A 15,268-nucleotide genomic window follows, 5' to 3' on the forward strand; every position below is an offset into this window, starting at 1 on the left:
CGGTAAAATTCCTCTTGCCAGCGGCCCTTTTTGCAGCTTACACCGCAAAACGTTACATTTTTGTAACAAACATAACAATTAAGACTATATGACCTGAGGACAAAGGCATGAGAATCACTCATACACTACAAGGAATAGCCTTGCTCGCGGCCCTTTCCAGTACCAGCGTGCTGGCCGATGGCATTCGTGCCAGCCTGGAGATGAGCCAACAGAGCTATAAGGCCAGTGATAACGTGTTGGTCACTGTGACCCTGACCAATGACGCCAACCAGCCGGTAAAACTGCTCAAGTGGTACACAGCCGCTGATGGAGTGGAAGAATCCCTGTTCAAAGTCAATGCCGATGGCCTTGACCGTCACTATCTGGGTGCCCATTTCAAACGCCCGGCGCCCGGCAAACAGGACTATATCAAGCTCAAATCCGGTGAGAGTGTGTCCTATCAGGTAGAGTTGTCCTCACTTTACGACATGAGCAGCAGCGGCAACTATGAGATAAGCTATGATGTCAGTTCGTTGCAACTCTTCTCCCCCAACCCGGGCCAACAAAAGAAGCTGGCCCGCTTAGGGATAGAAGGGATACATTCAGATCCGGTCAGCTTCTATGTGGAAGGCCGTGAATTCAAGTCCGGCGCCAACAAGGGTAAACCCGGCAGTGGCGATGGCAACACAGCACCCGACGGTATCAGCTTTACCGGCCGTTGCAGCAATTCCCAACAGAGCGATATTCTGGCGGGACTGGACGCCGCCCGCGCCATGGCGGCCGACAGCAAACAATACCTCGCGAGCAACAACAACCCCTCAAGCTCGGTGCGTTATGCCACCTGGTTTGGCAGTTACAACAGCAGCCGCTGGAATAGCGTCAGCAGCAACTTCAGTGCCATAGACTCGGCCTTGAACAATCAGCCACTGACCTTCGATTGCAGCTGTAAGAAGAGCTATTACGCCTACGTTTACCCGACTCAACCCTACAAGATCTACATGTGTAACGCCTTCTGGAGCGCACCGGTATCTGGCACCGACTCCAAGGGCGGCACCATAGTCCATGAAATGAGTCACTTCAATGTGGTGGCGGGAACCGATGACATTGTCTACGGCCAAAGTGGCGCCAAATCGCTGGCCCTGAGTAATCCTGCCCAGGCGATTCAAAACGCCGACAGCCACGAATACTTTGCTGAAAACACCCCCTTTCAAAACTAAGGAAGCTATAGCAGATTAGTTTACCTTTCGTGGGCCGGCTCCTCCGGCCCACCTCCCTGTTACCTTGTGAGCTTGGGCGGACGGAACTGCCCCTTTTTTCCTCATAGTCTCAGAGCCATCCCATAACGGCCATCAAGCCCTTGCAAGCCTTCCGCCTTTAAGCCAATGTAAGGCGCAACCTTTATGATGAGAATCTATTGATGAAGTTGAAATATCCTTGTGCCTTGGTCGCCCTTTTTCCGCTATCGGCCATGGCTGCACAACCCGAGGGTTTAATGGCCGGGGTGTTTACCATACTGGTGCTGGGTGGTTTTACTCTGGTTAACCTGCTACTGCAGCTGGTTTTTTACTTCAACGGCCAATATAGCCGCCCTGGGTTTATCCGCAGCCATATCTATTGGACCTTGCCCATTCCGCTCATGACCCTGTTACTTGTCCTCTGGGATCATGCTTCTATTGCCGATCTCAGTATGAACTTCGGCCTGGTGTTGATAGCCGTGGCACTGGCGCTGTTGCCACTGCAACTGAAAAACTCGGCCAAGGTCGCCGGGCCTCAGGCCGGTTGGCGCTTGCTGGCAACCTCTGCCTTATTGTTGCTGCTGGCCAATATCATCTGGCCGCTGACTATACCGGCAATGCTTATCGCCTGGAGTGCTAGCGATTGGCAGCAGCGCAGAGAAAACGGCTTTAAGCTCAGCCGGATAGTGTTACTGCTGGCGGCGCTGGGGCTGACATTGTATGAAGGCTTTCAGGCCTGGCAACATTTTTTCGGTGCCTGATTTTCGAAGCCAAGTTTTCGGAGCCTAAGTAGGGTCTGATATCCATCAAAAACCAGGAAATATGATGAAAACTGCCGCTCTGCCCAGTGATTTCCCGCTACTCGATGAGGTGCGAGCCTGCACCCTGTGCCGGGATAAACTGCCGCTGCCGCCCAAGCCGATACTGCAGGCCCACCCTGACGCCAGGATTTTAATCGCGGGACAAGCGCCCGGCAGGATAACCCATGAGCGTGGCCAGCCCTTTGACGATGCCAGCGGCGACCGGCTAAGGCAGTGGCTGGGGGTAAGCCGCGAACAGTTTTATGACCCCAGGCGGTTTGCCGTCATTCCCATGGGATTTTGTTATCCGGGAACGGTTGAAAAACAGGGTCGCAAGCAGGGTGATATGCCGCCGCGGCCAGAATGCTCAGCTACCTGGCACCCAAGGCTTTTTGCCGCCCTGCCCAATATTGAGCTGACGCTGATCCTTGGCAAATACGCCATGGCCTGGCACCTCAATGGCAGTTCGCTGGCCAAAGCGTCCGTCGGTACCGCCGTGGCAGAAGCTGACTCGCTGTGGCCGACAAAACTGGTGCTGCCTCACCCGAGTCCCCGTAATCGCCTCTGGTTTAAACAGCACCCCGAATTTGAGCAAAACCTGTTACCCAGGCTCAGGCAGAGAGTCGCCGAGTTATTGGCACATTAGGGTCTCTTGACCCTTGAAGATGGTTTTTGCAGCTTTTGTCGTTTTTTATACCAAACAACGACAAATGCTACCCAAAGGGCTCGGCTAGACGCGCTTTACTCTTTGTTGCAAGGTATTTACCTAGGCCCCTAGGCTGCATACCTTGCGTCGCGATTAAAACGCGTCTAGTACGGGCAAAATTCAACCATGAAAGGTCAACAGACCCTAGAGGCTCGCATGTATTTTCTCGACGCCGCGACTGCGCAGCAGATAGTGGATCGCACCATGAATATCATCGACCACAATATCAATGTGATGAACAGTCAAGGGGTGATCCTCGGCTCCGGCGACAAGCAGCGGCTCAACAGTGTCCATGAAGGCGCCCTTTTGGCCATAGCCCAAAACCGCACTGTAGTGATAGATGAAGGCAGTCGCCACAGCCTGCACGGCGTCAAACCCGGGATCAACCTGCCGCTGCACTACCACGGCAAGATAATCGGCGTTGTCGGCATTACCGGTAATCCGGCAGAGCTGCTGCACTATGGCGAGCTATTGAAAATGACCGCCGAAATGATGGTCGAGCAAGCCAACTCTCTCGAGCTGGATCTCTGGCATAAACGCCAGCGGGAAGAATTTATTCTGCAACTGCTGAAACGGGACAATTATAGCGAAAGCGATTTTTGTGCCTGGGCCGCCCAGCTGCAGATAGATCTGCAAAAACCCAGAGTTGCTGCCGTGATAGAGCTCGCCAAAGGCGAAAGCAAGGCCACAGATCTCAAGGAGATCCAACGCTTGCTCGAGTACCCCCAAAGGGACAACCTGGTGGCCATGACCGCCATGGATCAGTTGGTGATCCTCAAACCCGCCTTTCTCGATGGTCGCAGTTGGGATCCGGCGCTTGAGGATCTGCGAATCGAGAAACTGCTTGCCCGTTTGCCGGCCGACACCCAGGGCCGGCTCAAAATCGCGCTGGGGCATTTCTTCCCCGGTGAAGGCGGTATTAGGCGCTCATTTCATACCGCGCTGGAAACCCTGAGATTGGGAAAGAAACGGGCGCCGGAAAAGACCAAATACCTCTATCAGGATCACGCGCTGGCGGTATTGCTGGCCGGACTGGTCGATAGCTGGCGCGGTCAGGAGCTGGCAGCGCCTTTTCGCAAACTGCAGCAGCATGACAAAAAGGGCCTGCTGACCCGCACTCTCAGCGCCTATCTGCAACACTTCGGCGACCAACAACAGTGTGCCAAGGCACTGTTTATTCATCGTAATACCCTGAGATACCGCCTGGAGCGTATCAGTGAAATCACCGGCATAGAGCTGCAAAGCCTGGATGGATTGCTGCAACTCTACCTGGGGGAAGTCCTCAGCCACCTGGAACACAAATAATTGTGCACACGCACAAAAAACTCCCATCTTTCAGGGGGGAATTCCGTATTTTCCCCTAAAGCCATCACGGCGCGGCAACTGGGATAATAATCGCCAGCCCGCCTTCGCGCCGGCGCCCCAACCCTACACAAATAACGACCCAATAAGGGACACTTATGAGCCTGGTACTAGTACTATTGGCGGTGATCATCTTTATTGTCATCGCCACCTCAACATTTAAACTACACCCTTTCTTGACGCTGCTGCTGGCGTCATTTATCGCCGCCTTCGGATTCGGCCTGCCCGCCGGGGAAATCGCCAAAACCATCAGTGGTGGTTTTGGAGGTATTCTTGGTTACATAGGGCTGGTGATAGTCCTGGGAACCATCATAGGCACAGTGCTGGAAAAGAGCGGCGCGGCCATCACCATGGCCGATGTGGTCATCAAGGTGCTCGGGCAGCGTTTCCCGACCCTGACCATGTCCATCATAGGTTATATCGTTTCCATCCCGGTGTTTTGTGACTCGGGCTTTGTGATCCTCAACAGCCTGAAACAGTCGCTGGCCAACAGAATGCAGGTTTCCAGCGTTGCCATGAGTGTAGCCCTGGCCACCGGCCTCTACGCTACCCATACCTTTGTGCCGCCCACTCCCGGCCCGATTGCCGCCGCCGGTAACCTGCAACTGGAAGCCAGCCTGGGTCTGGTGATTGCCGTCGGCATCCTGGTTTCTGCCGTTGCCGCCTTCGCCGGTTTGCTCTGGGCCAACCGCTTTATGAACACCGAGCCGGATGGCGAAGGCGCCGAAGAGCTCAAGGCTTCTGCCGAAGAATTTGAAACACTCAAGGCTGCTTATGGCAAGCTGCCAAGCCCCTTGGCGGCGTTCTCACCTATTTTTGTTCCTATTTTGCTGATCTGCCTTGGCTCTATCGCCGCCTTCCCCTCCAAGCCCATGGGTGAAGGCATGTTGTTCAGCCTGTTCCATTTCCTCGGCCAACCGCTCAATGCCTTGATGATAGGCCTGGGGCTATCACTCTTGCTGCTCAAGGGCGACAACAAGGTCAAAGAGTTTTCCGATCGTATCTCACAGGGCTTGGCTGTTGCCGCCCCCATACTGCTGATCACCGGGGCCGGCGGTGCTTTTGGCGCTGTGATCAAAGCCACGCCTATCGGTGACTTTATCGGTACTTCACTGTCAGCTCTGGGTATAGGTATCTTTATGCCCTTCCTGGTGGCGGCGGCACTGAAGTCGGCTCAAGGCTCCTCCACAGTGGCGCTGGTAGCCACTTCGGCTCTGGTGGCCCCCATGTTGGGTGATATCGGCCTTGGCAGCGAAATGGGCCGGGTGCTGACCGTCATGGCCATAGGCGCCGGAGCCATGACAGTGTCCCACGCCAACGACAGCTTCTTCTGGGTAGTCACTCAGTTTAGCCGTATGAGCGTAGCCCAGGCCTATCGGGCTCAGACTATGGCGACCCTAATTCAGGGGATCACCGCCATCATCTTCGTCTGGCTGCTTAGCCTGGTTCTGCTCTAAACTCTTCCCTTGCTGCTGCCGGTTTCACCGGCAGCCCGTTGTACAGGAAATCAGATGAAAATAGTGATAGCACCGGATTCCTTCAAGGAAAGCCTGAGCGCCCTCGAAGTGGCCAATGAAATTGAAGCAGGCTTTAAATACAGGCTGCCGGATGCCGAGTACCTCAAAGTGCCGGTGGCCGACGGCGGCGAAGGCACAGTGCAATCTATGGTCGATGCGACCAACGGTCACCTGGTCGAGCTTGAAGTCTGTGGCCCACTCGGACAAGCTGTGAAGGCCCATTACGGCATTCTGGGTACAGAGGGTGGCACCCATAGCACCCGAACTGCAGTTATCGAAATGGCGGCCGCCTCCGGGCTGCATCATGTCAGCCCGGCGCTTCGCAATCCAAGGCTCACCACCAGTTACGGCACCGGCGAGCTGATTGTCGATGCCATGGAGCGTGGCATTCGCCACTTCATCATAGGCCTTGGCGGCAGTGCCACCAATGATGGCGGCGCTGGTATGGCCAAGGCGCTGGGCGCCAAACTATTGGATAGTACCGGGCTGGAGATAAGCCCGGGCGGGGCGGCGCTTGCGGCCCTGGCAACACTGGACTGCAGCCAACTGCATCCGGCGCTCACTGACTGCCATTTTGAAGTGGCCTGTGATGTGGACAACCCTTTATGTGGCGAGCGCGGCGCTTCGGCGGTATTCGGACCGCAAAAGGGAGCCACAGAGGAAATGGTCACCGAGCTTGACGCCGCGCTCGGCCACTTTGCCGATATCCTGGTTCAGAGCGGCTTTGAAGATAAGCGCCTGCAAAGTGGTGCCGGCGCCGCCGGTGGCATGGGACTTGGGGTGATGGCATTTCTGGACGCCGAGCTGCGCCCAGGTATCGACATAGTCATGCAGGCTGTGGGGCTGGATGCCAAACTCGAAGGCGCTGCACTGGTTATCACCGGCGAGGGACGCATTGATGGACAAACCATCTATGGCAAGACACCCATGGGAGTTTTGCGCCTGGCAAAGGCGCGCAACATTCCCGTGATTGGTATTGCCGGCTGTTTGGGAGCTGGCTCAGAGCTGGTGTTGGAGCAGGGAATGAGCGCCATTTTTGATATCATTCCCTCGGCCTGCGACTTGTCCAAGGCGCTGGCCGAAGCCAGAGCCAATCTGCAGCGTACCTCGAGCAATATCGCCGCTCTGCTGGCTCTGCAACTGAATAACGCCAATTGATTTTTCGCGGGTCAACCTCTGTGGCCCGCCGCTTTTTCGCTTCAGTTTCAACTTGTCTGACCGCAATCCTTGCAGTAAAGTGAGCTGCCATTTCAAGACCTGTGCAGACACAGGCAGATACAGTGTGAGACCAAAGCCCAATGACCGCCAGCAAGCAACGCCAGGCCACCGCCTCAGAAAACTCTCTGATGCGTATCTTTACCATGCCCGAAGCACCGGAATCGACCCTGAGCCGCATAGAGCAGGCATTGTCTCAAGATCTCGCCGGTTTCCTGACCCAGAATATCGCCGCGCTGGAAAAGCCCCTGAGTGAAATCGAAAAGGATTTCCAGGCCTTTGAAATCCCGCGTCAACCCAGATTTGTTTCTGACTACACAGAAGAGATGATGCAGAATTTGGTGGCGCATTCAGTACACACCGCCGCCCCCAGCTTTATCGGCCATATGACATCGGCGCTGCCCTACTTCGTGTTGCCCTTGTCGAAAATGATGGTGGGCCTGAATCAGAATCTGGTCAAAATCGAAACCTCCAAGGCCTTCACTCCCTTGGAGCGGCAGGTGCTGGGGATGATGCATCACCTCATTTATGGCGAAACCACCGACTTCTATCACCGGTGGATGCATAGCGCCAATCATGCTCTGGGAGCCTTCTGCTCCGGCGGCACTGTGGCCAATATCACAGCCCTATGGATTGCCCGCAACCAACTGCTCAAGGCTGACGGCCAATTTCGCGGTATCAACCGCGAAGGCTTAGGCGCGGCGCTCTGCCACTACGGTTGGAAGGGCCTGGCGATACTGGTGTCCGAGCGCGGCCATTACTCCCTGGGCAAAGCCGCCGATCTGTTGGGCATTGGCCGGGATAACATAGTTTCAATCGCGACCGATGCCAACAATAAGGTCGATATCGACGCCATGCGCGAGGCGGCCACCAAGCTGGCCCGGCAGGGCATCCGAGTCATGGCGATTATCGGCGTTGCCGGCACCACAGAAACCGGTAACATAGATCCTCTACCTGAGCTGGCCGAGTTGGCAACCGAGCTCAATTGCCACTTTCATGTTGATGCCGCTTGGGGCGGAGCCAGCTTGTTATCCAGCAAATATCGCCATCTGCTCAAAGGGATAGAACTGGCAGACTCAGTGACCATAGATGCCCATAAACAGATGTATGTTCCTATGGGGGCCGGTATGGTGCTGTTCAAACAGCCTGAACTGGCGCGGGCGATAGTGCATCATGCCGAATATATTTTGCGTAAAGGTTCCAAGGATTTGGGCAGCCAGACTCTGGAAGGTTCCCGTCCCGGAATGGCCATGCTGGTGCATGCCTGCATGCAGATAATCGGCAAGGAAGGCTATGAAATACTGATCAATAATTCGCTTGAAAAGGCCCGCTTCTTTGCCGGCTTGATTGAGCAACACAGCGAATTTGAACTGGTGAGTGCGCCCGAGTTATGTCTGCTCACCTACCGTTGGTGCCCCTCTTGGGCACAAACTGCTCTGAGCCGGCAATTGGCCCAGGGCAATCTTGAAAAGGTCAAAGAGATCAATGGTATTCTTGATGACCTCACTCGTGCCATCCAGAAGAAACAACGTGAACAAGGCAAGTCTTTTGTGTCCCGCACCCGGATCCAACCCGCCCGTTATCACAGAGAAACCGTGACTGTATTCCGGGTGGTGCTGGCCAACCCGCTGACCACAGACACCATACTGGCAGATGTATTAAACGAACAAACTGAGCTGGCAGCTTCTGAAACCGGGCTACTGCAGGTGTTAAAGCAAGCCTGCAACTAAACATTTATTGAGGGCGATGCCGAGTCACGCCCTGCATGCCGTTTTCCCGCGCCCGTACACTTTTAAGCAGCCCCACTATCATATCGGTGGCATTCAAGGGCGCATCTGCGGCAAATCCTTAATCTCTATCTTGCCGCTCTGGGTTGACTTGAAAACTGCCGCTTAAATGAACACAGGCAATAAACTCTTTACTCTTCTAAAAATAAACATGTTTACTGCAAGTGCACTCATCTAAGGAAGGTGTGAACAAGTCCCATGTGTGCTGTGGGTCGGCTTACGGGCCTGGATGCAAGGCGTGGTTCGCAGCAAATGGCCCTAGTCCTTTGCAAGAAACTCAACATAGCAGACAGGTCTGTAAGCCACACCTGGATTGCCCACTGCTTATATTTCACCTTCTCATACCACGGGCTTTCTCAGGCTCCACTCAATCAACTTTGCTCTGATCAACCGTTGCGAAAACTGCTGCGGATCAAGCACCCAATTGGTGGCAATTTCCCTAACGTTCGCGTCATCCGGATAACATCCCCCTGTAGATAAACCATTAATATAACAACGTTTAGCGGCTTGTACCTCTGCCTCCGTGGGTTCACCCGCCGAGATGTAGCTTTGGTCATATTCATAAAGCCCGTCATGATACACGGCATATTTTCTTGTTACCTGACCGTCTTCCGCCATAAACCAAAAATTGTATATACCTCCCTGATGGTCACCGAAGCCATAAGTTTTTCCAAATCTCTGGCTTAACCTAGCGGCGAATTCTGAAAGGTTGCGTAGGCATTCATCCAGCATTTCCATACTGTCCCTGAGGCCATACTGGCGAAACGGCAAGCCCCAACCACCAAGGTAGATAAGCCCATCAAGATCCGCGACAACCAGATGTGAAGTTTTCCAGATAAGCTTCAGATCGCCTGCAGAACCAAAATCGCTGATGGACCTGATATCCGCCTCTCCCTTTAGCTGGTCAACGATTCCATCCAGATCTGTGCTTTCTACGACCAACCAAATCATATTGCGATACATCGAAACACTCATTTTTATTCCCTTAAATATCTGAAGGTTTGAAAATTCAGTAGTCCACGGACTTTAGTGACTCAACAATGGGCCGGAACAGTAACAAAACCAAGAGACAAAACAAAGGGACAAAACAAAGAGATTAAAACCGAGATATTAAAATTGATCCCCCCATAACTCTTGGTAGATTGCTGGCCGGAGTGCCACGATGAATTCAAAAAAAGTGCCTGATTTTTCCATCAGGCACTTGGGTCGCTTATCAGAGAGTTATCTGTTCCCTTAATGAATAACCACGGGAATACTGGGCAGGATGGTAGAGACTCCATTAGGGGTGGTGATTTCAATCAGCAGACTTCCGGCATCGGCTTGGTCGGCACCTTTCACCATCACACTATACTCCAATGCGCTATTTTGATTGGTTGAGAGTACAGTAAAGTTACCCTTACTCGCCAAACTACCTGCTGAGGTGCTGAAAGTGATACTCGTCCCGGATGGCAAGGGTTGATTATGAAGATCCCCGACAATGATTGATACCGCACCAACGGATTTACCTATGATATCCAAGGTCTGGTTGTCATTGAGGCCGTCACAAACATCCACTTGGTTCTTATCATCAATACAGCTATCCGTAATTTCAGGAGTTGAAGCAACCGGGTCACTACCCGACATCACCAATACAATAGAAGCCCTGACATTGAGCGACTTGTCGGTTGCTGAGCACCCTTCGTGAGGATTATTACTGTCATCAAGCCGGCAAAGACTACCGTTATAGACGCCATCCGCCCCATCAAAGCTACCGCTATTATTAAAGTCCACAAAAGTCTCTAACTCTCCACCGGTTAGCGCTCTGTCATACATATCATCTTCATTATGGTCGACGAAGGCTTCCGATAAATCAAAGGGACGGCCGGAAACATCTGGTTTACTCTTGAAGTCGCTCCATTCATCAAGGTCGAATCGTCCATTACCATTGAGATCCGGGAACGACTCTTCTCCAATTGCCGTGGCCAAAATAGTTACCCGTCCGCCATAGGGTTGACCAAGGTTATCCAGGGAGGGTTGTTCTCCCCCCCCAAGGGTGTTGCCTGTAGGGCGAGGGTTTTGGCTGGTCCAGGTCACGGTACAAGCACCGGCTGCTGTTGTGCATGAAGACTCAATGACGCCACCTTCTGTGGTAAAGCTAACTGCAGTGCCATCCGGAACCGGGTTGTTGAAAGCATCTGCCAACCTGGCAGTCACTTTGACTTCAACGCCATCATAATTCCAACCTTCCGGGTTATAGTTATCAGCAGAAAGAGAGAAGGAGTCCTGATCCGGAAGGCCGGTCGAAATCACCAATTGGCTGGACTGGGACGAAATCAATGGCAAACTGCCATCCACTTCAGCGGTTACCCTGACTGAAGTCGATACGGTTCCTGAATTAATCACAGTTTGGGCTATCCCTTGTGCATTAGTCGTCGCGAAAACAGGATCTATCTCTATACCACCGACGTCTGTATTGAGGGAAAAATTAACTCTTTGATTACTTACAGGATTATTGTTCTTATCCAGCACTTTAAATCTAACAGTTGACGATTCCGCACCACCCGTGCCTTTTAAGCGGATAGTTTGCGGAGTCGCATCCATGAAAAAGATACTGCCCACACTCGCCGGTAACACATTGACCACAGCTTTGGCCGTCAGTGATTTGCCTCCGACATTAGCACTGATATTGATAGTATCATCACCGACACAGCCTTTGGCGAGATAAGTGCTGGTAGCGACACCATTAACTGCAATAACAGGTGAACTGATTTCCGCTTCCAAAGGCGTTTTACCGGCACAGACTGAAGTAAACATAACTTCGGCAGGCTCGACAAAAGGATTACCGTTATCATCCTGCAATGTCACGCTGACACTCGCTGTACCACCAGCAGAGACAACGGCTGGTGCCACAGCTGCCACCCCATCCTGAAATGGCGAGCCGCTGCCCATAAACACATTGGTTGCACCGACTTTAAATACCAGGGATGTCTCTTCACCGGACAGTAAAGTCGCGGTTGCAATCCCGGCTCCAGGCTGAGTACCGGCCAAGATCTGAACATAGGCCTTACCATTATCTGTGGCCGCCGTATCTATGGGGATTTCCCCCCTGTCACTGGTAAACTTGACAATGGTCTGTTTGGAAATCCCGGTGACATTGGCCACCAAATAGCCCGGCGTTAATGAGGTGATCGCTTCCAAAGGGGTTGTACTGTCAGGATTAGCAACAAGCACCAAGGATATCTGAGCTCCCCCGGTATCGGCGCCACCATCACCTTTGGTATTGAATGAGACTTGAGCTTCAGCACCATCGCCACTGCCAGGAGTATACCGGGCTGTTACAGTCCCCGAACCCAACTTATCGCCGGGCAAGAGATCTATTCGCACTACACCTTGTGCATCCGAAACCCCACTGTCGGAAGCCAATACACCTTGACCTTCAACAGCAAAGACAATTCTTCCGCCCTGGAATGGCACAGCGTTTTTGCTCAACGTAGCAACCAGTTTCCCCGGTACGGCATTGGAGACTTCCGATAAAGGCTCACCATTGGCATCGGTTAACTTGAGACTGATGGTATAAGTATCTGTAGGCACAGTCGGCGTTGTGCCATCTCCACCGTCGGAAATACTGCCACCACCACAGGCAAATAAAAGAAAACTACATATTAGAGTGAAGCAAAACTTAAACGCTGACTTCATTGTCAGACTCCCCATTACTCAATAATCACAAATTACATTCATGTGTATTACTTATAGAGCAACATTGTATAATTTTCAGTAAACATCTCCACAACATGTGAGCATAACTGGCAATTATCAATATCAATATTTAACCTGCATGCCATTTCCTCAAGAGAGCTTTCTTGCTAGGCTTTAGTGCGCCAAATTACAAAAGTACAAGAATTAAACAGGAAAATTTATGGCATTCACTCCAACCAAGAAAATGGGCCTGACCGGTAAGATCCTTATTGGCATGGCAGCCGGTATCATTGTCGGTCTTCTTCTGAGAGCTTTTTTCCCCGCTGGTGAGCTGGATTCACCTCAAGTCCAGCAAGATCCCTATTTCATCTTTGTGCGGGATTACATCACCGAAGGCTTTCTCAATGTCGTCGGTACTATCTTCATTTCCAGCTTGAAAATGCTGGTAGTGCCCTTGGTCTTTATTTCTCTGGTTTGCGGTACCAGCTCACTCAGTGATCCCTCAAAACTGGGGCGTTTGGGTGGCAAAACCATCGCTTTCTACCTTTTTACCACCGCTATAGCTCTAACACTGTCAATTATGGCGGCAGTGATGATCCATCCCGGCCACAGCAGCATGTCTACCGCAGGCAACAGTTTTGAAGCCAAAGATGCTCCCAGCCTGGCGGAAGTATTGATTAACATAGTACCCACCAACCCGATGCAGGCGATGAGCGAAGGCAATATGCTGCAGATCATTATCTTTGCGGTGATCTTTGGTTTTGCCATCTCTCATGTGGGCGACAAAGGCAAGCGGGTTGCGGCGCTGTTTGAAGACCTCAATGAAGTCATCATGAAAGTGGTGACCCTAATCATGCATCTAGCGCCTTACGGGGTATTTGCCCTTATGGGTAAACTGGCACTGACACTCGGCGTAGAAACTTTCGGTAGTGTGGTCGCTTACTTCTTTGTGGTACTGGGTGTACTGCTGGTCCATGCTTTTGTCACTTATCCTATTCTGCTCAATCTGCTGTCAGGACTGAATCCGTTCACCTTTATCCGTAAGATGCGCGACGTGCAGCTGTTTGCCTTCAGTACTGCCAGTTCCAACGCCACTCTGCCGGTCACTATCGAGACGGCTGAGCATCGCCTGGGCGTCGATAACAAGATAGCCTCGTTCACCTTACCCTTGGGCGCTACCATCAATATGGATGGCACAGCCATCATGCAGGGGGTGGCAACGGTATTTATCGCTCAGGTTTACGGTATCGACCTAACGATTACCGACTATATTACCGTGGTTGTCACGGCCACCCTGGCCTCTATCGGCACAGCCGGGGTACCGGGAGTGGGTCTGGTGATGCTGGCCATGGTGCTCAATCAAGTGGGCTTGCCGGTAGATGGTATAGCACTGATTATCGGGGTCGATAGATTGCTGGATATGGTCCGCACCGCGGTGAACGTCACAGGTGATACAGTCGCAACCGTGGTGATCGCCAAGTCGGAAAATGAGTTCAATGAAGAAACCTTCAACGACCCAAAAGCCGGTAAAACCAATGTCAGCTTCCATAAGGAACACCATACTCCCATGTAAGGAGTAAGCTGAATTCGCTGAAAGCAAAATTCAAAGAGGGCGTCCATTCGGACGCCCTCTTCTATATTAACGGATTTGATTTAACCCATCGAGATAAGCGGAGCCAAACTTAACGCTCCCAGTAGGCTTCTTCCAGGCTATCTTCCCGCTCGGGTAACCCCCTTGATAGGCGCGGACTATGCTGAGCCAACACTTCATAAGCGACCCGGTTGGCATACTTACAGATCTGTGAAAATGAGGAATAACACAAGCCATCGCGCTTATGCTTACTGGAGCCAGGTACATTGGTCTTGTGGAAAGTATTGGCTGCCAAGTCATGCAGGAGTGCAGACAGAGCGCCATCACCGGCGCCGTTGGTATTGTGAATTTTCTCCGGTCCGCCCATGTAAGGCGAAATATGGGCATATACCTTGATGGGTTTATCACAATCATTTTTCAATTTCGGACGGGAGAACTCATAACGATTGAATTCAGGAATAGCGCCGGGCAGCAGAGTATGAGCCGTTTCGCGTTTCTCGGCGTCATCGGTATAACCTGCGGTGTAAAGTCCCGAAGCACCCGCAGTCGTCAACACCATGTCACACCATTCAAGTGCCGCTTCACTGGCCAGTAAAGGATCGGCAAATCCGGTCAACGCCTCACCTTCATCTTCATTCATTGCCAGCACAGTCACATGTTGGCGAATAAACTCCTGCCACCATTTGGGATCTTCGGCAATCAGGAAACGGGTTCCCAAGGTCAGTACCACAGGTACTTCGGCTTCCTGGGCGTAGCGAATGGCTGTCAGCGCCGCTTCACCTATCTGATCGCCATCACTGGCCCGCATCAGATAAGCGGTCAACACCAAAGCAGAACTGCCCTGGATCACTTCTTTATCGATAAACTCCGGGCTTAACTTGTCCATTGAGCCCTTGCTGATGGCAAAAGTACGCTCACCGTCATCGGAGATCAGGGTAAAGCAGCGACCTATCGGACCTTCAACCGGCTGTAAGTAGTTAAGATCCACCTTGGACGAAGTGTTGCACAAATAGCGGTAGGCATAACTACCTACTTCAATATGCTTACTCATCACACCAAAGAGCACAGATCTGTCATCGGCCAGAATTGAGTAGTTGTGAATAGTATTACCGATAGTGCCGCCGGCAAACTCATCGCTGACCAACTCACGGCTTTTGAGCTCATGATACAACTGGTGGGCACTGGCATCATCAATTAGAGTCGAGTTGCCTTTGGGTAAGTTGTAACGCTGCAGCAGTTCATCTTCGACCTTGGCTTCGATATCCACCAAAGTTTGATCTATACCTGAAATCCAGGTGCTGAAAGGCTGTGGCTGCTGAGTCAACTGCGCCAGCAAAGGATCACGGGTTTTGACCGGAAAATAGTGTTTGGATTTACGCTGACCGGGAAATTTCATATTGG

General features: G+C 52.3%; 11 protein-coding genes. 8 read left to right on the forward strand and 3 right to left on the reverse strand.

Going from position 1 to position 15,268, the window contains the following annotated elements; all coding sequences use genetic code 11:
• Positions 1–107: 107 nt before the first annotated feature.
• From CX650_RS12745 to panP, 7 genes are all read left to right on the forward strand, one after another.
• A complete protein-coding gene (locus tag CX650_RS12745) occupies positions 108–1,196 on the forward strand; it encodes a M35 family metalloendopeptidase (protein ID WP_101096020.1) in 1,089 nt (362 codons plus the stop codon).
• Positions 1,197–1,396: 200 nt separating this feature from the next.
• Positions 1,397–1,975: a hypothetical protein gene (locus tag CX650_RS12750; RefSeq protein WP_101096021.1), complete on the forward strand. Its 579-nt coding sequence runs from the start codon at positions 1,397–1,399 to the stop codon at positions 1,973–1,975.
• Positions 1,976–2,036: 61 nt separating this feature from the next.
• Positions 2,037–2,660: a uracil-DNA glycosylase family protein gene (locus tag CX650_RS12755; protein WP_229800026.1), complete on the forward strand. Its 624-nt coding sequence runs from the start codon at positions 2,037–2,039 to the stop codon at positions 2,658–2,660.
• A gap of 216 nt (positions 2,661–2,876) precedes the next feature.
• A complete protein-coding gene (locus tag CX650_RS12760) occupies positions 2,877–4,025 on the forward strand; it encodes a sugar diacid recognition domain-containing protein (RefSeq protein WP_101096022.1) in 1,149 nt (382 codons plus the stop codon).
• Between the two features lie 155 nt (positions 4,026–4,180).
• Positions 4,181–5,539: a GntP family permease gene (locus CX650_RS12765; RefSeq protein ID WP_025886739.1), complete on the forward strand. Its 1,359-nt coding sequence runs from the start codon at positions 4,181–4,183 to the stop codon at positions 5,537–5,539.
• Between the two features lie 54 nt (positions 5,540–5,593).
• Complete coding sequence (locus tag CX650_RS12770; protein ID WP_071238835.1) at positions 5,594–6,757, forward strand: glycerate kinase; 1,164 nt, start codon at positions 5,594–5,596, stop codon at positions 6,755–6,757.
• Positions 6,758–6,897: 140 nt separating this feature from the next.
• Positions 6,898–8,544: a pyridoxal-dependent aspartate 1-decarboxylase PanP gene (panP, locus tag CX650_RS12775; protein WP_101096023.1), complete on the forward strand. Its 1,647-nt coding sequence runs from the start codon at positions 6,898–6,900 to the stop codon at positions 8,542–8,544.
• A 396-nt stretch (positions 8,545–8,940) separates the two neighbouring features.
• Here panP and CX650_RS12780 read toward each other — a convergent pair whose 3' ends face one another.
• Entirely contained in the window at positions 8,941–9,576 is a 636-nt protein-coding gene (locus CX650_RS12780; RefSeq protein WP_039033865.1) for a hypothetical protein, read from the reverse strand.
• Between the two features lie 258 nt (positions 9,577–9,834).
• Positions 9,835–12,276 (reverse strand): Ig-like domain-containing protein, encoded by a 2,442-nt coding sequence (locus tag CX650_RS12785; protein ID WP_101096024.1) that lies wholly within the window; start codon positions 12,274–12,276, stop codon positions 9,835–9,837.
• A 220-nt stretch (positions 12,277–12,496) separates the two neighbouring features.
• On the opposite strand from CX650_RS12785, the gene CX650_RS12790 reads away from it, so the two are divergent.
• Positions 12,497–13,849, forward strand: a complete 1,353-nt coding sequence (locus CX650_RS12790; protein ID WP_039033863.1) for a dicarboxylate/amino acid:cation symporter — start codon at positions 12,497–12,499, stop codon at positions 13,847–13,849.
• 109 nt (positions 13,850–13,958) lie between these two features.
• Here the strand turns inward: CX650_RS12790 and CX650_RS12795 are convergent, their stop codons facing one another.
• A complete protein-coding gene (locus CX650_RS12795; protein ID WP_101096026.1) occupies positions 13,959–15,263 on the reverse strand; it encodes an inosine/guanosine kinase in 1,305 nt (434 codons plus the stop codon).
• Between the last annotated feature and the right edge of the window lie 5 nt (positions 15,264–15,268).

Source organism: Shewanella indica, from assembly GCF_002836975.1.
In the GTDB taxonomy this organism is placed as follows: domain Bacteria; phylum Pseudomonadota; class Gammaproteobacteria; order Enterobacterales; family Shewanellaceae; genus Shewanella; species Shewanella indica.

Bases quoted from the DNA above. Each gene is read 5' to 3' on its own strand.
- CX650_RS12745 (WP_101096020.1), top strand. From the start codon at position 108: ATGAGAATCACTCATACACTACAAGGAATAGCCTTGCTCGCGGCCCTT.
- CX650_RS12750 (WP_101096021.1), top strand. From the start codon at position 1,397: ATGAAGTTGAAATATCCTTGTGCCTTGGTCGCCCTTTTTCCGCTATCG.
- CX650_RS12755 (WP_229800026.1), top strand. From the start codon at position 2,037: ATGATGAAAACTGCCGCTCTGCCCAGTGATTTCCCGCTACTCGATGAG.
- CX650_RS12760 (WP_101096022.1), top strand. From the start codon at position 2,877: ATGTATTTTCTCGACGCCGCGACTGCGCAGCAGATAGTGGATCGCACC.
- CX650_RS12765 (WP_025886739.1), top strand. From the start codon at position 4,181: ATGAGCCTGGTACTAGTACTATTGGCGGTGATCATCTTTATTGTCATC.
- CX650_RS12770 (WP_071238835.1), top strand. From the start codon at position 5,594: ATGAAAATAGTGATAGCACCGGATTCCTTCAAGGAAAGCCTGAGCGCC.
- panP (WP_101096023.1), top strand. From the start codon at position 6,898: ATGACCGCCAGCAAGCAACGCCAGGCCACCGCCTCAGAAAACTCTCTG.
- CX650_RS12780 (WP_039033865.1), bottom strand. From the start codon at position 9,576: ATGAGTGTTTCGATGTATCGCAATATGATTTGGTTGGTCGTAGAAAGC.
- CX650_RS12785 (WP_101096024.1), bottom strand. From the start codon at position 12,276: ATGAAGTCAGCGTTTAAGTTTTGCTTCACTCTAATATGTAGTTTTCTT.
- CX650_RS12790 (WP_039033863.1), top strand. From the start codon at position 12,497: ATGGCATTCACTCCAACCAAGAAAATGGGCCTGACCGGTAAGATCCTT.
- CX650_RS12795 (WP_101096026.1), bottom strand. From the start codon at position 15,263: ATGAAATTTCCCGGTCAGCGTAAATCCAAACACTATTTTCCGGTCAAA.